Raw genomic sequence first — 17,678 nt, forward strand, 5'->3', positions numbered from 1 at the left:
GGTCGTGGTCACGGGACATCGAGTGCGTCCCATCGGCACGACCAGGTCCCGCCTCGTTGCCGCGCGAGGGTGACCGCGCGGCCCAGGTTGTCGGCGGCCATATGGAGCAGATCGGTCAACCGGTCGGGTTTGCTCGCGCAGACCAGGCTGGTCAGCTCGGTGGAACTGCCGGGGCCGAGGTGGCTGCGGAAGTAGTCGAGGTTCTTCTCGACGACGAGGTGGGTCATGGCCGGCTCGCTGACATTCGTGCTGGATAGGCGTGGGAAGTCGCGATGCATGCGGTACTCGTGGAACGGGCCAGAGACGCAGGCGATGTCGTTGACCGTGCCTCGCCGGTGCCGGGCAGCGAGCAAGTCGATGGCGAAGGTCCAGTCCTGCCACTTGCGTATCCGCCGGTCATATCCACCGGCCGCGAGCGCGTCGGTGCGACGGTAGACGATCGACATCGGCGCATGGTGTTTACGGACCAGCAGTGGCTCGCTAACGGGGTACGCGGAGATCGTGAGTCCATCGAACGCGCCGAACATCCGCGAGAACGTGTGGGCGAACGCTACCTCGGGATTCGACTGGAGGAGGCGTATGGCCTGCTCAGGGTAGGGTCCGCCCCGCAACAAATCGGAGTCGGTCGCCAAGCGGTCGTCGCAATCGAGGGGCAGGACGAAATCGAAGCGGGCCGCTTCCAGGCCCGCGTTCCGGGCCGTTTGTGCGCCCTGGTTCTCCGACAGCCGGAGCGCGTGAACGTGTGGGTTTGCAGCAGCGAAAGAGATCGCCGAGCGGGTATCGGGGTCGTCGCTGCCGTCGTCGACGACGATCACTTCAAACGGGATGGAGAAGGCTTGTTGCAGGACCGAATCGACTGCCTCCGCAACGAGGCCACCGCTGTTGTGGCATGGGATGAGAATGCTGAGCCCGGCTGTGGTGGTCGTGGCCATCAGTTCACCGCGAATCCGGGATTGAGGTGCGCGCAGACCGTGATGCGGTTGGCTTCGAAGTAGTTGCCGGGCGAGTCGGTGTTGCGCTCGGTGTGCGGTGCGAGCTGCAGTCGCACGTGCCAGCCGGTGTAGAGATGCTCGATGGTTTCCCGGAAACTCGCGGTGCTGTACGCAGCTTCGTCTTCGATCAGCACCCGGCGACCACGCCGGTCCGTGCGACGGATATCGGTGAACACCTCCAGGAAATGCGCGGCCCCGGCCGGGGCCTCATCGATGCAGCCCCCTAGAACTCGCCGCACCTGGTCCCGGCGAAGATAGTGCAGAACATCTTTGGCGACGACGACACCGAATTGCTCGGCGGGGGCGTAATCCTCTACCCGCCGCTCGACGATGCGGATGCGCTCGGTCCAGTCAGCGTGGCCGGCGAGGCGTCTCTGGAGGTACCGGGCGGGAACTTGGTCGATGGCCACAACTCGGAACCCAGCGTGCGCCAGGGCGAGGCTGTAGGTGCCCATCCCGTAACCAAGATCCAAGGCGGTCGCAGGCACGTGGTGGTGTAGGGAGTTCAGGAAGCGGGCGAATCGATCCGACACCGGTGCGCACAGACGTTCGGCGGTCTGGCTACCCGTCGCGACAGCGTCGAGGTAGAAGGTGCTGAGTTCACGTTGCGTCCGCAGAATACACATCGGGCGACTCCTAGAATCCATCGATCTCGACGGTCTGACCGGGAATGCGCAGCGACAACGCCAGCGCTTCGGTAACACGCATCGGCAGCAGATGTTCATGCAAGCGGCTGCGAGTCTCGGTGCCGCGCAGCCAGTTCTGCATCAGCGCCCGATTGCTGTCACTGTGGAACAACCCTTCATGACGACTACGGGAGACGTACTCGTCCTCTGTGAGCAATGCGGCGTTCGAGCGCGTCAAGATCTCGGCGGTCGCCCCGATCCGGTCGGCGTCCGGACCACTGGGCACGTCGTAGCACGAGACATGCACCGAATGCAGGGTCGACAGCTGTGCCTCCAGATTCACACTCGAGGTGCGGCCGTTCTTGTTGTACACCCCTTCTGGGAAAGGCCCCCAGCTACGGATTGAGGGCGTGGTCTGCTCGAAGGAGAGGGTGCCCAAGGTGATCGTGGCCTCGGAATCGGCATCCAGCAGCCGAAACGTGGACGTGATATCGGTTTCCCCGTACCGCTGTGGTTCCCGCGCGAGCACCGAACACCGGGCGTGACCACCCAGTAGCCGGGTCGCGGGCGGCGACACTCGCTTGTGCTGATCCCCGGGATAGGCGCCGAACGAACACACCTGCAACTGCAACGACCTCTCCGGGAACAGCAGTTTGTTCAGCGACAGCACCTGAACAGCCAGATCCACGTAGTGGTAGCTGCCGTGCATGAGCATCCCGTACCCGTGCCTGTACGGATGATCGTCTCGGGTGACGAACTCATGTTCCAGATTCCAGACGCCGCCCGCAGCCCGGAGGTGAAACGAGGTGACCGGTGCCCGCCAGCGCAGTAACCGCTCCCGCAACCCCGCCACGACGCGGTCGTTGTAGATGCTGTGATACCGGCTCAACGTCATTACCGAATGCCGATTCCTACGCCGCCCTGCCGTGTCGATGAGATCGGTCATCGTGGCTGTGATCCGGCCTGGATCGAATCGGTCCTCGTTCATCGGCGCCAATACCGGTTTCTCGACCAGCGAATCCACGCCCGCCGCGATGCACTCCCGCAGATACCGTTCATGCGCACCGACTTCCGTGGCGATATACGCCTTCATCGGCAACCCCGGCAACCGTAGACACCCGAGCGCCGTCCTCGTCGTCTCACTGATCTCCGCAGGGTCCCCGCGATCAGGAACGAACACCTTCATTCGCGGCTGCGACGCCACACCGACCAAGCGCTTCTCGATGACCTCGCGTTCGGAATCGAGGTCGACCAGCGACCACGAATCCAGATGCCCCTCGGTAATAGCCGATTCGATACAGGGCATGTACTTGTTGCGGACGATCTCATCGAACCCGATCACGACGAGTTGGTGGATGTTCACCCGATACCTCCGATCACACTGCTGATGGCAAGCACCCGCAGCCGAGGATGGATCGCAGTCCGTTGTTGACCTCTGACAAGGGAAGGCCATCGACTCGGCCGCGGGGCCTGAATACAGACTTCCGCGAACCATTTGCCGGTTGAAGCGACGGAACCGCCACGGGCCGAATACGATTGCGCTACACCGATACATGAACGGGGTGGGCCGTGATGATCGTGAAATGGACCGGGGTCGAGGTCCGCGCACTGCGCACCGAGGCCCTGCGCCGTACACAACGTGAATTCGCCGAAATGACCGGGTTCTCCGAAGCCGTGATCCGCAAGTGGGAGAGCCGGGGCCGCACCGCCACCCTCACCGGCCAATACGCCGCGGGCATGGACACACTGTTCGCACGACTCGACAACGCCCAGCGGATGAGGCTGCAATCCACGCTCGACATCCCAGCACCGACCGGGGGCACCACGTCGGCGGATGCGACCTATGAAGACCCGATCGATATCGGTGAACGGCTACAACAAATTGCGCTTTCCGATATCGACGATGCGGTATCGGGCTCCTTCGAGCTGGCCCTCGACCGAATACTGGACAGATACGAGGCCATCGGCCCACACCGCCTGGCTCGCGACGTCATAGCGCTGCGGCGCAAGGTGGAAGCACTCCTGCACCGAAAACATCGACCGGCCAAGCTCGCTGAGCTCTACCTGCTGGCGGCCAAGCTCTCGGGCGTCCTCGGATACATGTCGGTGAACCAAGGCCAGTTCCGGTACGCCAAACTTTACTGCCAGGAAGCGTTCGCCCTGGCATCTCTGGTGGACGATGACTCGCTCAAGGCGTGGGTCCGGGGCACCGAGAGCTTCTGCGCGTACTACCAGGGTGAATTCCGCGCGGCGGCGGAGCTGGCCCGAGATGGAATACGAATCTCCGGCGACGGACCTGAATCCATCCGACTCTATGCGAACGGACTCGCCCGCGCACTCGGCAAACTCGGCGACCGCGCCGGCGTGGACGCGGCCATCGGCGCCGCGGATTCGATCGCACTCGATCACAGGGTTGGTACCGGGTTGACCGCGGCGCTCAGCTTCGCCCCCTACGGACAGGCGCGACTCGCTGCCAACGCGGTGACCGCCTACCTATCGATAGGCCAATACGACCGGGTACTCGAACTGGGACGGCCAATAGTCGAACTCGCTGACAACAGCGACTCGGCATGGAGCCGAGCCCTTGTCGGACTGGATCTGGCCACCGCCGTCTTACGCCACCGCGCCCGTGACGCCGAAGAGTCCGTGCACCTCGGCATACAAGCCCTCACCGCATCCGACGACCGGCCGATCCGGTCGGTGTGGCAGCGCGGTCACGAACTCGGAGCCGACCTGACGGCCATGCCGTCCGGGGTATCACAAACCTACCTGAACTTTCTGCGGGAATGGGCACAGGCGGCCAAACCGCTCACCGCACCCGAGGATCCGGCACCAGCTCGATAACCGCACGATCACGCCAGCAGTACCTTCCCTCTTCTCGCCACAGTTCGACGAGTTTCACACACCTCACACTCACGGTCACCGGAGGTAGGGCGCGGAGTTCCCGGACCCGGTCGATCACAGCGGAGGCGCGACGGTCGGTATTGAGATAACCGATTCCCAGATGGGGCCGAAAGTCGCCGGTCGGTCGCAATGCCCGGTCAGGAAGGACCTCCTGCGCGCAGTCCCGCAGGATTCGATGTAGGGCAATCAACCTGTCCCACGGTGCGACCGAGAACCGGATTGCGCTGGGTGATCCCGCCAGCGGCCCGACCGCGATCTCGAACGTCCCGAAACCAGACAACGCAGCGCGCGAACGCTCCACGATCTCCTCCACTTGCGCGGTGGGTAGCCGATCGGTGTCACCGATGCCGAGGATCGTGAGATGCAGACCATCGAGCGGTACCGGATCCAGCCCTTCGGCACCGAGGTGGTCCTGGCAGTGCTTCGCCGAAGTGGCCAGGTCCGCGTCGTCGAAGGTCAGATACCAGTAGAATCCAGAACGACCCGCTGGCCACGCCTTGAGCGTCCAATGGTTCGTGAGCTGGGTCAATTCCCGAAATGCCGCCCAGTCGTTGGCGCGGATACTCGCGGCATCGACCGTGGACATCGGAGGCTGCGGGGGGAACGCGGTCCGTCGAGAACTACCCATACCGGTGGATCATTCCTTGTCGGAGCGGATCGGACATGTCGACCGGGCAATGTCGGTCATGAGCAAGACGTTCCCGGTTGTGTCAGTGATGTCAGTAGGACGGCCGCATCGCGAATCCGTAGTCGGCGACCGCGGGACAGTCACATCAGCCACGGCCAGCGACTGGACCTCGTTGGCGGCCGCCGCCGCGAACATCGGGAATGCCCGGCTGACCAGCCTGCTGCTGCCCGGTGTCGGCACCGCCGAGAACCTGCGACGGGCCTGGGGCTGGGGGTGCAATCGGCGCGGGTAGCGACGCATTGCACCGAGGCCGATGTCGCCGCTCAGCACATCGCGACCACCCGCGAGATCGGGTTGGACGTGTCGGGCTTCCTGATGATGAGCCATATGGCCGAACCCACCGAACTCGCCCAGCAGGCGAAACGGAGTGGGCGGGTACTTTAATCGCTCCGGGAGCGTTTTGCTTTCGATAGAACCCGCGCGCAAGGTGTGGTTTTGCCCGGAATCGGGTCTTGCTCGGCGCTGCGCTCACGAGTCGAACATTCATCGATCCGAATGCGAATGAAGCCGCTGGCAATTGTGCATCTACCGATTGTGTTCCCGGGGTGTCCCGTGGGCGATCTCGTGTACGGCCGGGCGGAGGAGTTCGATGATGCGGCCGGGGTCGGCGTCGCGGACGGCGTCGAGGCCGAGGAGGTGGCGGCTGATCACAACCCCGATCGTGACGGCGCCGATCAGGCCCGCGCGCAGGTCCGCGTCGTCGGGCCTCAGGTGCTGGGCCGCTTGCCGTTGGCGTTCGGTCATCGCCGCGCGCACGGTATCGGCGGTTTCGGTCTGCGTGAGCATGGTGCGTATGGCGGCCAGGGTCGCGGTATCGGGGGTGCCGAGTTTGGCGGCCAGGGCGTCGAGGAGTTGTTCGGCCGCCTGGTCCGGGGTGCCGCTGATGGGGGCGTCGGGTTCGGGTACCGAGACGCGGGCGAACAATTCTTCTTTGGAGCCGAAATACCGCATCACCAGGCTGGGGTCGGTGTCCGCGGCGGCCGCGACGGCCCGGATGGTGGTGCGGTCGTAGCCGGATTCGGCGAACAGGTCGGTGGCGGCGCGCAGTATCCGCTCCTGGGTGCGGCGGCGTTGTTCGGCTCGGGTCGGCTGCTGATCGGACACATGACCAAGCCTAGGTCCGGGCGGTCGCGGCGGGTGCGGACACCGCGCTCAATTCAGACAACGAACGTTGACTGAAACGACCACCGGCTGCTAGATTCAGCCTACAGACGTTGACTGAATTGGGGTGCTCTGATGTGGCAAACGATTGTTCTGGCATTTCTCGCGGGCGTGCTGGGTGTGAACGCCTTCCCGCATTTCGCCAAAGGGATGATGGGCGAAGAATTCCCGAACCTCCTCGGCAATGCTCCGGTGCGCAACGCGCTCGCCGGGGCGTCCGGGCTGATCATGGCCGTGGTTCTCGGCTACTGGGCCGACCTCTCGGCACATTGGTGGCCCGGATTCGCGGCCCTGTGCGCGGGCGGGCTGATCATGACCGTCTTCCACGGTATGCGCGGCGCGTTCCGGTGGAACGAGTCGCTGGGTAGGCCGAATCCCGTGCCGGCCACCGTCCGATGAGCGTGGATCGGGTACTCGATCCGGAACGGAGTGGCAATGGCGGCCTGGGATAACGATGTGATCGAACAGTTCCGTGCCAACGGCGGAAAAGTGGGCGGCCCGTTCGCGGAATACGACCTGCTACTGCTCACCACCGTCGGCGCGAAGACCGGTCGGCGGTATACGAAACCACTGATGTACCTGGCCGACGGTGAGCGGTACGTGATCGTCGCCGCCAACGCCGGTGCGCCGGCGCATCCGGCCTGGTTCCGCAATCTGTGCGCGCATCCGGCGGCGACGGTCGAGGTGGGCGCGACGGTCGTCGAGACCACCGCCCGCGTGGTCGAGCCCGGTCCCGAATACGACCGGCTGTACGGCGCGATGACCGATATCCTGCCCGCACTGGGCGATTTCGCCCGCACCGCGGGACGGGTGATCCCCGTCGTCGCACTCGTTCCCCGCTGCTGACCGGCGTCGCATGCCGGAGTTGTTCCGGTGATGCATTCCGAGATGCGCGGGAACGCCCGGACCCGTAGATATGTCGTCAAAGGACCCCGGTGGACCCATCAGGGTTCTGTCCGGAACCGGCAAGACCTGCACTGGCTCCAAAAAGCTTGATGAGTGGGTATTTTCGACTTGGATGTCTCCGGGGCCGATGCCGGGAGCCTGATCGGCGGAGCGGTGGCCGGCGGATTCCTCGGACCGCCGGGAGCTTTCCTCGGGGCGATGGTGGGGTCCTTCCTCGGTGCAACCCTCGTCGACGACAAGGGAACGGGCGACGCGGTGGAGGAAGCCCTGGTCGCCGGGATCGGCGGAGCGGGCGGGGCCTGGGGCGCGAATCTGGCGGGAAAGCTCCTCGAGGAGGGAGTGGAGAAAGGGCTGGCCAAGGCCGCGGATACCGGGATCGCCGGGGCGGTCAAGCGGCATGTGGATCACAAAGCCGGCCTGGTCCTGGTCCACGGCCCGAAACGGGAGGGCGGGGTGCTCGCCGCGCTGGGCGGCGGTTTCGGCTCGTACGCGGTCTCACCGCAGTCCCCGCAGATCGTCTCGATCGATACCACCGATATCGGCAACGGTGGCTGCCCCGCGGCGATGTCGAACCTGCGGATGCCGGCCGATCTCACCGGGGCGAGCGCCGTCGGCGAGATGTACCTGAGCCTGCCCGGCTACCTCTGCTCGGTGTGGAAGAGTTTCGGGACCGGGGAGCGGACCGCGCCACCCGCACCGGAACTGCCGGAGCACGCTCACGGCGCGGAGGCATCCGGAGTGCCCGACTACGGCAAGAAAGCGCAACGTCTCAACACTGTGATGGCCGGTTTCGCCGAACTCGACGCCAGGGCGGTCGCGTTGATCGCCGTTGGCGCCGATCGAGTCTCCGACGAGGGGCAGCTGGCGGTCGACGCGCTCATCGAGACCGTCAACACGCGCGCCGGCGCCGCGCCGGCTCCCGGAACGTCGGTGCCGATGCATGCGCTCGGGGTGCTGAACGAGGCATTCGGGCGCGGCCGGGAAATATTGAGTCAGGCGGTGGCGGCGAACGACCGGATTGCCGGTGATGTCCACGGTCTCACTGCTGAGCTCGACGCCTTACGGAAGCAATTCGACGAGCATATGGCCCAGCACCCGCCCGCGACAACGGTGCGATCGCGCCCGGTTACCCCGGGCGCGATCCCGCCGTACCCGGGCGGCGAAGCCCAGGGAATCCGGGGATACCCGGCGCTAGGCCTCAGCATCCAGGCCGCTGGGCCCCGCGGTACCCCGGGAATTGGCCGGGGCGCGCACCCTCGTTGGCCGATGCGACTCCGATGTCCGGAACGGCTGCCGCTACCCCGGCGGCCGCACTGCCGGGGCGCACGCCGTGGACCGACCCGCGCAGCGCGCCGCTACAGGTTCCGTGACCAGTGCTGGCCGACCAGGTCCCGGCCGAAACTGTGGTGCGGTGCTTCGTCTACCAGTTCGAAGCCCTGCGCCACGTATATCCGCCGGGCCGCGGCGAGTACCGAATTCGTCCACAGGGTGATGCGCCGATAGCCGGCGTTGCGGGCGAATTCCAGGCAGGTCGTGACCAATCGCTCGCCCAGTCCGTGTCCGCGTGCCTTCGGATGGACGAGCAGGAGGCGTAATTTCGCGGTCTCGGCATCCTCGCGGACACAGAACACGCAGCCGACACGTTCGCCGTCGAGGGTGGCGATCCAGGCGGCCTCCCGGGCCGGATCGTGTGCTCGCGCGTAGGCGGCGACGATATCGGTGACCAGGGTTTCGAAGCTGCTGTCCCAGCCGAATTCGCCGGCATAGAGCTCGCCGTGCGCCTGGATCACCCAGCCCCGATCACCGGGTGTGCCGAGCTCGCGGATCGTCGCCCGGGGCTGCGCGCCGTCGTGTGCCGCGGTCATGGGGTCCTCCGCATCCGGTAGCCACCACTGAAACGACTGTTTCAGTGGTGTCAGAATGCACAGATGGTGCACTCGAACGCAACCCCGTCGGCGCGGCGGACCGAACTGCTCGAAGCCGCCTACGGCTATGTGCTGGAGCACGGGCTGGGGGAACTGTCCCTGCGACCCCTCGCGAAAGCGACCGGGACCAGCCCCCGGGTGCTGCTGTATCTGTTCGGGAGCAAGGACGGGCTCGTCAAAGCACTGCTGGCCCGGGCTCGCGCGGACGAACTCGCGCTGCTCGCCCGGCTCGGCGAATTACCGCCGGGTGCGGCGGGGGAGAACCGGCTGCCCCGGGTCGCGGTGCTGCTGTGGAGCTGGCTGGCCGATCCCGCGCATCGCGCGCTGCTCGCGCTCTGGGTGGAGGGGTATGCCCGGTCGCTGGTCGAACTGGGCGGACCCTGGGCGGGTTTCGCGCAGGCGACGGTCACCGACTGGCTCGAGGTGCTCGCCGCCGCCCAGCCCGGCCGGGTTCGGGAGACCGCGGCGGGTATCGCCGAGCGCACCGAGGTGCTGGCCGTGCTCCGGGGCGCGTTGCTGGACCTCCTCGCGACCGGGGACGCCGAACGGGTGGACCGGGCGGTGCGGTCCAGGTTCGGCGCCACGGCCGCTCCCGGCGGGTCCCCTATCGCGGACCGATGAACAGGGTCTGGGTGCTGCGGCCGAGCGGACCCTTCTCGTCGAAGAGCGCGGATTCGGCGAGGCCGATACCGTGCGGCTGGGGATGGGTGACAGCGTCCAGACAGACCCATTCCCCGGCCGGCTGCCGGTGCAGGGTGACCGTCAGGTCGGTGTTGATGAAAAGGTAGCTGTTCCAATCCAGCACGGAGCTGACGCCGTTACCGGAATCGGCGGCGGCCAGCGTGCGTTCCAGCGGGCTCGGGGTGGTGCCGGCGACGATCGGGTACTTCAGCCGGATCCAGCAGACGGCCGGACCGGGTTCGGCGAAAGAACCTGCGGCGAAACGGTATTCGATCCCGGTGTGGAAGCCGACCGGCTGCGTGGACGGGAACGGTTCCGGTGCGGGCGCCTGTTCGGGGCCGGGTCGCGAACCCGCCGGGAGGAACCGCGGCGGTAGCTCCAGATCCGGTTCGGCGAGTTTGAACCGCCAGGCGTTCGCCCGCATCACCGGCCCGCGCTCGGTGGACAACGTCGCCTCGATCAGTTCGACACTGCGACCCGGCCGCACCAGCCGGGCCTCCGCGGTGAGCGGGGCCAGTGGGACCGGACCCAGGATTTCCACCGCGACGCGGCCCACCTGGAAGCCCGGGCGGGGTTCGCACCGCTCGATCACATGCCCCAGCAGCGCGGACGGCGGGCCGGCGTGCTGAGCGTCGGGCGACCACGGTCCGCGGGGCAGTTCGGTGGAGACGAACCGCCGCGGGTCCGCGGGGTCGGGCAGGTAGAAGGCCTCGTTCACGTCGTTGTCCGTTCTCGTGCTCGGCGGTCGCCGCCTGGTGGTGCCGTATTCCGACGTTACCGAGCGGCTGTGCGGGCATATCGGCCGATCCCGCTCTCCGGATCGGCGAGGTTGCGGCCGGGAGGCGATCGGCGCCGGTAATCGCCGGCCGGCGCCGCTGTCCGGTGGCGGTGGCGGGTGACTGCCGGACGACGGAGTCGTCCCTGTGCCGGCGTGCGCAATGTGTGTCGGCGGCAGCGAAACCACCGTCGACCGCGGTGGAGTGCGGGGCCGGCCTCCCAAAACGGCGTGGCGGCCGGCTCCGTGCGATCCGGCCCCGGTCGCGCCTGGATCGTCATGCGACGGCCGGCACGCTCGGATACATGCTTGCATGCAAGTATGTATCTATTCGTTAGGGTAGGGGAGTGCAGAAGAATCCGGACCGAGGTCAGACCCCCGCGAGCGCCGCCGACCGGGCGTATCAACTCACCAAAGAGCTGGTGCTCTCCGGTGAACTTCCGGGTGGTCACCTGTTCAGCGAGACCGAGATCGCCGGTCGGCTCGGGCTGAGCCGAACCCCGGTGCGTGAGGCGTTCGTCCGGCTGCAGGCGGAGGAACTGCTGACGCTCGTGCCGAAACGCGGCGCGATCGTGGCGCCGGTCCCGCCGGGGGAAGCCGAGGATGTGCTCGACGCCCGGGAGGCGGTGGAGAGCGCCGCGGTCCGCCGGCTGCTACGCGCTACGGAACGCGTGCCGGCTGCCGTCGAAAAACTGCGGGCCGCGCTCCAGGTACAGCGCGAGCAGGCGGAGAGGGCGGATCTGCAAGCCTTCGCCGAGGCCGACGAACGGTTCCATCGCACTCTGGTCGAGGCCGGTGGAAATTCCTTGCTGATCCGGTTCTACACCGGGCTGGCCGATCGGCAGCGCCGGATGAACGTGGCCGCATTGGGCCCGGTACCCGACCACATCCCGGTGGTGCTGCGCGAACACGGCGAGCTCATCGAGATCATCGAATCCGGGGATGCCGCCGCGTTCACCACCGCGCTGCGGGCACACCTGGACGGGACGCATCGGCGATGACGAGCCGCTCCTGGCCGGCGGCCCTGGCCGCGATCTTTGTTTCCGCGTGGGGCGGTAACCAGTTCACCCCGCTGCTGGTGATGTACCGGGACGCCGGTTATTCGGCGCTGACCGTGAACGCCCTGCTCGGTGCCTACGTGGTGGGCCTGGTTCCCGGCCTGCTGGTGACGGGCGGACTGTCCGAGCGTTTCGGCCGGCGCCCGGTCGCGCTCAGCGGCGTACTGGCCTCCCTGGTCGCCAGCCTGCTCCTGGCGGCCGGGGTGTCCGGGGTGGGCTGGATCGGCGTGGGCCGGCTGATCACGGGATTCGGGGTCGCGGTGGCCATGGCGGTCGGCACCACTTGGGTCACCGAACTGTGCGACCGCGCCGGTGCGGCTCCCGGAACGGGCGCCCGCCGCGCCGCACTCTGGCTCACCGCGGGTTTCGCACTGGGCGCGGCCGTGGCCGGTGGACTCGCGCAATGGGGGCCGGCGCCGATGGTCACGCCCTATCTCGTGCACGCACTGCTCGCGCTGGCGGTCCTGCCGTTCGTGTTGTGCGTGCCGGAAACCGGAGTGGCGGGGCCGCCTGCCCGCGGGCAGTTCGCCGGGTTACGCCATCCGCGTTTCCGCCGAGTGATCATGCCGATGGCGCCGTGGATCTTCGGTTCGGCGGCGGTGGCCTACGCGATCATGCCGCAGCTCGTCGGCGACCGGGTCGGGCAGTGGAGCCTGTTGTATTCGACCATCCTGACGGTCGGCACTCTGGTTGCGGGCACTCTGGTGCAACCGCTGGCGAAACGGCTCGACCGCCCGTCCAGTGCCCGCGCGGTGCTCGTCTCGATGACGCTGATGCCGGCGGGCCTGCTGGTCAGCACACTCGCCGCGATCGTGCGCTCACCCGCGCTGGCACTGGTCGCGGCGCTGGCGCTGGGCTGCGCGTACGGGATCGCGCTGGTGTCGGGCCTGCTGGAGTTGCAACGCCTGGCGGCGCCTCACGAACTCGCCGCCCTCACCGGCGCGTACTACGCGCTCGCGTACCTCGGGTTCCTGTTGCCGTCGGTGTTGAGCCTGCTCAGTCCGGTAGCGGACTACCCGGTGCTACTCGGCGTGCTGGTACTGGTCGCAGTGTCGGGTGCCGCGGTGATTCTGCGGTATTCCCGGGCTCATCTGCCCGCGGGCGAGGTCGCGGAGAAGGAATTGGCCGGCGCGTGGTGACCGGCGCTCGGATGGGCGCCGGTACCGAGCGACGGCGCCGGCTGCTCATACCGGCCGGGGTTCGGCGATCTGACGGACCGAGAACCGGTAATCGGCTTGGCGCAGGAGTTCGTCCGGGTCGTCGGTGGGCGGGTAGATCCACAGTTCGTTGACCTTGCGCTTGCGGTCCTTCGCGACCGCGCCGGTCGCCACCACCCGGCGGTCCCAGCCGTTGGTGAACACCGCGCCGTGGGAGCCCAGGTCGAGGCAGGTGACGTAGGGGCTCGCGGTGAACGGCACGGCGGGAAGGCCCAGCAGCTCGGCGGCGGCGTTGTGGCCCGCGAATTTGCCCAGTTGCAGGGCGTGCTGGCAGCACTGCATGACCTGATGTCCCGGTTCGGCGGCCGCGGCGGCGGTATCCCCGGCCGCGTAGACGCCGGGCACTCCGGTAACCGCCAGGTGCTCGTCGACCGCCAACCGGCCCAGCCGGTCGTGAGTTCCGGGGATATCGGCGGTGAGCGCACCGGCCCGCACTCCCGCCGTCCAGACCGTGGTGTGGGTGGCGAGGTGCGTGCCGTCGGACAATATGACCCGATCCGGTTCCACCGCCGCCACGCTCACTCCGAGCCGGGATTCCACACCCAGGGCAGCCAGGGCGTCGGTGATCTCCGCACGCGGCCCGGGGCCGAGCTCCGGTCCGATGACGTCGGCACGCTCCACCAGAACCACCCGGACCCTATCGCCGGGCGCCCGGGTCGCGGCGAGCGCACCGAGCCGGTCCACGAGTTCGGTGGCGATCTCCAGGCCGGTGAATCCCGCACCGACGACGACGGCGGTGAACCGGCCGTCGCCGGGCGGCAGGCCGGGGAGCCGGTTCAGATGGGCGTCGAGCGCTGTTGCCGTGGGCAAGGTGTCTACGTCGAACAGCAGTTCGGCACCGGGCAGATCCGGCCGGACCAGTTCGCTTCCGGTCGCGAGAATCACACGGTCGTAGGCGATTTCGGCGGTCCGGCCCGCGCCGTCGAGTGTGGTCACGGTCCGCTCGGTGGTATCGATGCCGGTCGCCGCGGCCGCGATCCGGCGCACGCCGACGGGGCCGAGGATCCGATCCAGCGAGACCCGCATCCGTTCCGGTTCGGCCTGGTACAGGCGAGGACGGATCACCAGATCGGCGCCGGGCGAGACAAGGGTGACCGGCAGCTCACGACCCGCCATGCGCGCCAGGCGCACCGCACCGGCCGCGCTCCACACCCCGGCGAAACCGCCGCCAACCACCACTATTCCGGACATACTCGGCTCCTCTTCGGTGCAGTTTCGGATAGTTCCCGGGCGATCCCGAACCGTGCGATCGATCGGGTCCCCGCCCTCGGTACCGGGACTTCCGAGGGGGTTCCGGATTCGTCAGCCGGTCCTGCCCGCGTTCGCGATCTCGCACCGGGTACGTTCCGCGGAGCCGGCCGGCGCCGCGGCGGCGAGATCGGCAATGGTCTGCGCCGCGAGTTCACGCCGCCAGGCCAGCTCCGCGCGACGCATGGCCAGCGCGATACCGCACGGATGGGCGAAATCCGCGGTGGCGGTGCGGCCGCTGTGCCCGCGCTGCCGGATCTCGGTGCAGCGGAACGGGTCGGTACCACCTTCGATCGCGGTCACGACATCGAGCAGGCTGATCTGCTCCGCCGGCCGGGCCAGGCCGAACCCGCCCCGGATGCCGGGGGTCGAGGTGAGTATCCCGGCGCGGACGAGAGCCTGTAGCCGCTTCTTCAGGTATTCCACCGGCAGGTCGAACCACGCGGCGAGGCGGGCGATCGGAACCGGCCACTGCTCCTCTGTCCAGGCCAGGGTGACGCAGCAGTGCAGGCTCCATTCGACGCCTTCGCCCATTTTCATAAAAGGGATATTAGATATCCCCGTTTATTCGGGCAAGTGCGGCTGCGCAGACACGTTCGCCCGCAGCCGATCGGGCTGCGGGCGAACATGTATCCGACGCCGGGCGGGCCGGAAATCTCAGCGGCTCAGGGCCGGTCGTTTGCTGTCGAAGGTCCAGCCGGGGATCAGGTACTGCATGGTCGCGGCATCGTTGCGTTCACCCAGGCCCTCCCGCTGATACAACTCGTGCGCGGCGGCCACCCGGTCCTCGTCGAGGTCGATGCCCAGGCCGGGGCGCTGTGGAACGGTGAGTTCGCCGTCGACGATCCGGTACGGGTCGCGGGTGATGCGCTGCCCGTCCTGCCAGATCCAGTGCGTATCGATCGCGGTGATCTCGCCGGGTGCCGCGGCGGCCACGTGGGTGAACATGGCCAGCGAGACATCGAAATGGTTGTTGGAGTGTGAACCCCAGGTGAGCCCCCAGGCGTCGCACAACTGAGCCACCCGCACCGAACCGGCCATCGTCCAGAAATGCGGGTCGGCCAGCGGAATGTCCACGGCCCCGGCGCGCACGGTATGCCCGAGTTCGCGCCAGTCGGTGGCGATCATATTGGTGGCGGTCGGCAATCCCGTGGCCCGTTTGAACTCGGCCATCACCTCACGACCCGAGAACGCACCCTCGGGTCCGACCGGGTCTTCGGCGTAGGCGAGTACATCGCGCAGGTCCCGGCACAGCGGAATCGCCTCGCGCAGCAGCCAGCCGCCGTTGGGGTCGAGGGTGATCCGGGCGTCCGGGAATTCCTCGGCCAGTGCGCGGACGGCCGCGGCCTCTTCCGGACCGGGCAGCACACCGCCCTTGAGTTTGAAATCGCGGAAACCGTAGCGCTGCCGGGCGGCCCGGGCCAGCGCGACCACGGCGTCCGGGGTGAGCGCTTCCTCGTGCCGCAGCCGCATCCACTCGTCGGCGCCGGTGGGTTCGTCGGCGCCGGACCGGTAGGCCAGATCGGTGCGGTGGCGGTCGCCGATGAAGAACAGATAACCCAGCGCCGGCACCCGTTCGCGCTGCACACCCTCACCGAGCAGCGCCGCGACCGGTACCTCGAGGTGCTGCCCGAGCAGGTCGAGCAGGGCCGATTCCACCGCGGTCACCGCGTGTACGGTGACCCGCAGGTCGAAGGTCTGGTTCCCGCGGCCGCCGGCGTCGCGGGCCGCGAAGGTGCGGCGGATATCGGCCAGCACGGCGTGGTATTCGCCGACCGACCGGCCGAGTACCAGATCGCGCGCATCGGAGAGGGTCGCGCGGATCCGTTCGCCGCCGGGCACTTCGCCGACGCCGGTGCGGCCGTCGGTATCGGTGAGGATCACCAGGTTGCGGGTGAAGTAGGGGGCGTGGGCGCCGCTGAGGTTGAGCAGCATGCTGTCGTGTCCGGCGATCGGCACGACGCGCATATCGGTGATGCGAGGGGTGCGGGTCGGGGTGGTCATGCGCGCTTCTCCAGGGTTGTGACGGCGCCGGTGCGGCCGGTTTCCGCGGCCGGCGATTCTGTGGTGGACGGGGAGGTCGACGCGGTCGGTTCGGGCGTGGGATGGGCGAGTTCCTGCCGATTCCCGGCCCGGCGGACCAGCAGCACCGAGGCGGCCGCCAGCACCGATGCCGCGGCGAGTGCGTACAGACCCCAGGTCACCTCGCCGGTGGCCTCCTTCACCAGCCCGAACCCGTACGGTGCGACGAACCCGCCCAGGTTGCCGATCGAGTTGATGATCGCGATGGCGGGCGCCAGCACCAGCGGATGCAGACCGGATTGCGGGATGGACCAGAACAGCGGCGAGGCACTCTTGAAGCCCATTGCGGCGATGCACAGGAACACCAGCGCGAGCCACGGCGAGGCGATGGCGGCGAAATAGGTGCCGACGGCGGCCGTCAGCAGCGCGATGATGAGCAGCGGTTTGCGGTTGCCGGTGCGGTCGCCGATCCGGGCCGAGACGTACATGGCGACCACCGCGCAGATCCACGGCAGCGAGGAGAGCAGGCCGACGGTTATATCGTTCACGCCGTCGATGCGCCGGATGATCGAGGGCAGCCAGAAGGTGTTCGCATAGATCGACAATTGGATCGCGAAATAGATCCAGCAGAACAGCATCAGCTTCGGATCCAGCAGCATCCGCCACCGGGACGCGCGGTGCGAGACACCGGAATTGGCCGCTTTATCGGTTTCCTCGGCGGAAATGGTGTCGACGAGCGCTTTCTTTTCACCTGCCGTCAGCCATTTCGCATCCTTGATATGAGAATCGAGGAATGCGTAGGCGATGATGCCGACGAGTACCGATACCGCCCCCTCGATCCCGAACAGCCACTGCCAGCCGTGCAGGCCGAGGGTGTCGTCGAGCGAGAGCAGCGGCCCGGACAGCGGGCCGGAAATGGCGGCGGCGACCGAGGATCCGGCGACGAACAGCGCGGTGGCGCGGCCGCGGTGACTGTTGGGCAGCCATTTGGCCAGGTAGAAGATGACGGCCGGGAAGAAACCGGCCTCGGCCGCACCGAGCAGGAAGCGCAGCACGTAGAACATGGTGGCGTTCTGCACGAACATCATGGCGGCCGAGACCAGACCCCAGCTGATCATGATCCGGGTGAGCCAGATACGCGCACCGTACTTTTCCATCATCACGTTGCTCGGCAGTTCGAACAGCGCGTAGGCGATGAAGAAGACACCGGCGCCGAAACCGTAGGCGGCGGCGCCGATACCGACATCGGCCTCGAGATACTCGCGGGCATAGCCGATATTGGATCGATTGAGCTGATTGCAGATCAGCATGATGATGAACAGCGGTACGACGCGTCGAAAGAATTTCGACACAGCGGACTCGAGTTCCGCCGTCGGCTGTTGAGTGAACGGCATCGTTCACTCCTTTCGGTCGAACCACCACCGCGCTCACGGGGTGCCGTGGAAATGGACTACTGAGGGCGGGTGACTCGCCTC

The 17,678-nt window shown here is 67.4% G+C and carries 17 protein-coding genes and 1 pseudogene; 7 read left to right on the forward strand and 11 right to left on the reverse strand.

Annotated elements, in window-relative coordinates:
• Positions 1 to 8: 8 nt before the first annotated feature.
• From QH276_RS17260 to QH276_RS17270, 3 genes are read right to left on the reverse strand one after another with little or no spacing between them, the layout of a single operon-like run.
• Positions 9 to 932 (reverse strand): glycosyltransferase family 2 protein, encoded by a 924-nt coding sequence (locus tag QH276_RS17260; protein ID WP_280401207.1) that lies wholly within the window; start codon positions 930 to 932, stop codon positions 9 to 11.
• Complete coding sequence (locus QH276_RS17265; RefSeq protein ID WP_280401208.1) at positions 932 to 1,618, reverse strand: class I SAM-dependent methyltransferase; 687 nt, start codon at positions 1,616 to 1,618, stop codon at positions 932 to 934. Before QH276_RS17265 ends, QH276_RS17260 begins: the two co-directional genes overlap by 1 nt.
• Before the next feature lie 10 nt (positions 1,619 to 1,628).
• Positions 1,629 to 2,981, reverse strand: a complete 1,353-nt coding sequence (locus tag QH276_RS17270) for a hypothetical protein (RefSeq protein ID WP_280401209.1) — start codon at positions 2,979 to 2,981, stop codon at positions 1,629 to 1,631.
• A gap of 209 nt (positions 2,982 to 3,190) precedes the next feature.
• On the opposite strand from QH276_RS17270, the gene QH276_RS17275 reads away from it, so the two are divergent.
• Positions 3,191 to 4,462, forward strand: coding sequence for a helix-turn-helix domain-containing protein (locus QH276_RS17275; protein ID WP_280401210.1), 1,272 nt, complete (start codon positions 3,191 to 3,193; stop codon positions 4,460 to 4,462).
• Here QH276_RS17275 and QH276_RS17280 read toward each other — a convergent pair.
• Complete coding sequence (locus tag QH276_RS17280; RefSeq protein ID WP_280406809.1) at positions 4,428 to 5,108, reverse strand: 2'-5' RNA ligase family protein; 681 nt, start codon at positions 5,106 to 5,108, stop codon at positions 4,428 to 4,430. The genes QH276_RS17275 and QH276_RS17280 overlap by 35 nt on opposite strands.
• A 211-nt stretch (positions 5,109 to 5,319) precedes the next feature.
• Between QH276_RS17280 and QH276_RS17285 the strand changes: the two are divergent.
• A pseudogene (locus QH276_RS17285) lies at positions 5,320 to 5,573 on the forward strand (4-hydroxy-2-oxovalerate aldolase); the annotation flags it as partial.
• A gap of 162 nt (positions 5,574 to 5,735) precedes the next feature.
• Here QH276_RS17285 and QH276_RS17290 read toward each other — a convergent pair.
• Positions 5,736 to 6,314, reverse strand: coding sequence for a TetR/AcrR family transcriptional regulator (locus QH276_RS17290; RefSeq protein WP_280401212.1), 579 nt, complete (start codon positions 6,312 to 6,314; stop codon positions 5,736 to 5,738).
• A gap of 132 nt (positions 6,315 to 6,446) precedes the next feature.
• On the opposite strand from QH276_RS17290, the gene QH276_RS17295 reads away from it, so the two are divergent.
• Both QH276_RS17295 and QH276_RS17300 read left to right on the forward strand, forming a co-directional pair.
• The gene (locus QH276_RS17295; RefSeq protein ID WP_280401213.1) at positions 6,447 to 6,770 is read left to right on the forward strand and encodes a hypothetical protein; all 324 of its coding nucleotides are present in this window, start codon (positions 6,447 to 6,449) and stop codon (positions 6,768 to 6,770) included.
• Between the two features lie 36 nt (positions 6,771 to 6,806).
• Positions 6,807 to 7,217 (forward strand): nitroreductase/quinone reductase family protein, encoded by a 411-nt coding sequence (locus QH276_RS17300; protein WP_280401214.1) that lies wholly within the window; start codon positions 6,807 to 6,809, stop codon positions 7,215 to 7,217.
• Positions 7,218 to 8,632: 1,415 nt separating this feature from the next.
• On the opposite strand, the gene QH276_RS17305 is transcribed toward QH276_RS17300, so the two are convergent.
• Positions 8,633 to 9,142 (reverse strand): GNAT family N-acetyltransferase, encoded by a 510-nt coding sequence (locus tag QH276_RS17305; protein WP_280401215.1) that lies wholly within the window; start codon positions 9,140 to 9,142, stop codon positions 8,633 to 8,635.
• 63 nt (positions 9,143 to 9,205) lie between these two features.
• Between QH276_RS17305 and QH276_RS17310 the strand changes: the two genes are divergently transcribed.
• Entirely contained in the window at positions 9,206 to 9,823 is a 618-nt protein-coding gene (locus tag QH276_RS17310) for a TetR/AcrR family transcriptional regulator (protein WP_280401216.1), read from the forward strand.
• On the opposite strand, the gene QH276_RS17315 is transcribed toward QH276_RS17310, so the two are convergent.
• Complete coding sequence (locus QH276_RS17315) at positions 9,807 to 10,601, reverse strand: thioesterase family protein (RefSeq protein WP_280401217.1); 795 nt, start codon at positions 10,599 to 10,601, stop codon at positions 9,807 to 9,809. The two genes, QH276_RS17310 and QH276_RS17315, sit on opposite strands and share 17 nt — an antisense overlap.
• Before the next feature lie 404 nt (positions 10,602 to 11,005).
• Between QH276_RS17315 and QH276_RS17320 the strand changes: the two genes are divergently transcribed.
• Positions 11,006 to 11,659 (forward strand): GntR family transcriptional regulator, encoded by a 654-nt coding sequence (locus tag QH276_RS17320; RefSeq protein ID WP_280401218.1) that lies wholly within the window; start codon positions 11,006 to 11,008, stop codon positions 11,657 to 11,659.
• Positions 11,656 to 12,855 carry an MFS transporter gene (locus tag QH276_RS17325; protein WP_280401219.1) on the forward strand — a complete coding sequence of 400 codons (1,200 nt, stop codon included), beginning with the start codon at positions 11,656 to 11,658 and terminating at the stop codon, positions 12,853 to 12,855. The genes QH276_RS17320 and QH276_RS17325 overlap by 4 nt, the downstream gene beginning before the upstream one ends.
• Positions 12,856 to 12,900: 45 nt before the next feature.
• On the opposite strand, the gene QH276_RS17330 is transcribed toward QH276_RS17325, so the two are convergent.
• The 4 genes from QH276_RS17330 to QH276_RS17345 form a co-directional block, all read right to left on the reverse strand.
• On the reverse strand, positions 12,901 to 14,124 hold the full coding sequence (locus QH276_RS17330) for an NAD(P)/FAD-dependent oxidoreductase (RefSeq protein ID WP_280401220.1): 1,224 nt from the start codon (positions 14,122 to 14,124) through the stop codon (positions 12,901 to 12,903).
• Between the two features lie 111 nt (positions 14,125 to 14,235).
• A complete protein-coding gene (locus tag QH276_RS17335) occupies positions 14,236 to 14,721 on the reverse strand; it encodes an RrF2 family transcriptional regulator (RefSeq protein WP_280401221.1) in 486 nt (161 codons plus the stop codon).
• A 117-nt stretch (positions 14,722 to 14,838) separates the two neighbouring features.
• Positions 14,839 to 16,185, reverse strand: a complete 1,347-nt coding sequence (gene gudD / locus QH276_RS17340; RefSeq protein ID WP_280401222.1) for a glucarate dehydratase — start codon at positions 16,183 to 16,185, stop codon at positions 14,839 to 14,841.
• Positions 16,182 to 17,597: an MFS transporter gene (locus QH276_RS17345; RefSeq protein WP_280401223.1), complete on the reverse strand. Its 1,416-nt coding sequence runs from the start codon at positions 17,595 to 17,597 to the stop codon at positions 16,182 to 16,184. The genes gudD and QH276_RS17345 overlap by 4 nt, the downstream gene beginning before the upstream one ends.
• Between the last annotated feature and the right edge of the window lie 81 nt (positions 17,598 to 17,678).

The sequence above is a fragment of the Nocardia carnea genome, assembly GCF_029869215.1.
GTDB classification, from domain to species: domain Bacteria; phylum Actinomycetota; class Actinomycetes; order Mycobacteriales; family Mycobacteriaceae; genus Nocardia; species Nocardia carnea_B.

Bases quoted from the DNA above. Each gene is read 5' to 3' on its own strand.
- QH276_RS17260 (WP_280401207.1), bottom strand. From the start codon at position 932: ATGGCCACGACCACCACAGCCGGGCTCAGCATTCTCATCCCATGCCAC.
- QH276_RS17265 (WP_280401208.1), bottom strand. From the start codon at position 1,618: ATGTGTATTCTGCGGACGCAACGTGAACTCAGCACCTTCTACCTCGAC.
- QH276_RS17275 (WP_280401210.1), top strand. From the start codon at position 3,191: ATGATCGTGAAATGGACCGGGGTCGAGGTCCGCGCACTGCGCACCGAG.
- QH276_RS17280 (WP_280406809.1), bottom strand. From the start codon at position 5,108: ATGTCCACGGTCGATGCCGCGAGTATCCGCGCCAACGACTGGGCGGCA.
- QH276_RS17295 (WP_280401213.1), top strand. From the start codon at position 6,447: ATGTGGCAAACGATTGTTCTGGCATTTCTCGCGGGCGTGCTGGGTGTG.
- QH276_RS17300 (WP_280401214.1), top strand. From the start codon at position 6,807: ATGGCGGCCTGGGATAACGATGTGATCGAACAGTTCCGTGCCAACGGC.
- QH276_RS17305 (WP_280401215.1), bottom strand. From the start codon at position 9,142: ATGACCGCGGCACACGACGGCGCGCAGCCCCGGGCGACGATCCGCGAG.
- QH276_RS17310 (WP_280401216.1), top strand. From the start codon at position 9,206: ATGGTGCACTCGAACGCAACCCCGTCGGCGCGGCGGACCGAACTGCTC.
- QH276_RS17325 (WP_280401219.1), top strand. From the start codon at position 11,656: ATGACGAGCCGCTCCTGGCCGGCGGCCCTGGCCGCGATCTTTGTTTCC.
- QH276_RS17330 (WP_280401220.1), bottom strand. From the start codon at position 14,124: ATGTCCGGAATAGTGGTGGTTGGCGGCGGTTTCGCCGGGGTGTGGAGC.
- QH276_RS17335 (WP_280401221.1), bottom strand. From the start codon at position 14,721: ATGAAAATGGGCGAAGGCGTCGAATGGAGCCTGCACTGCTGCGTCACC.
- gudD (WP_280401222.1), bottom strand. From the start codon at position 16,185: ATGACCACCCCGACCCGCACCCCTCGCATCACCGATATGCGCGTCGTG.
- QH276_RS17345 (WP_280401223.1), bottom strand. From the start codon at position 17,597: ATGCCGTTCACTCAACAGCCGACGGCGGAACTCGAGTCCGCTGTGTCG.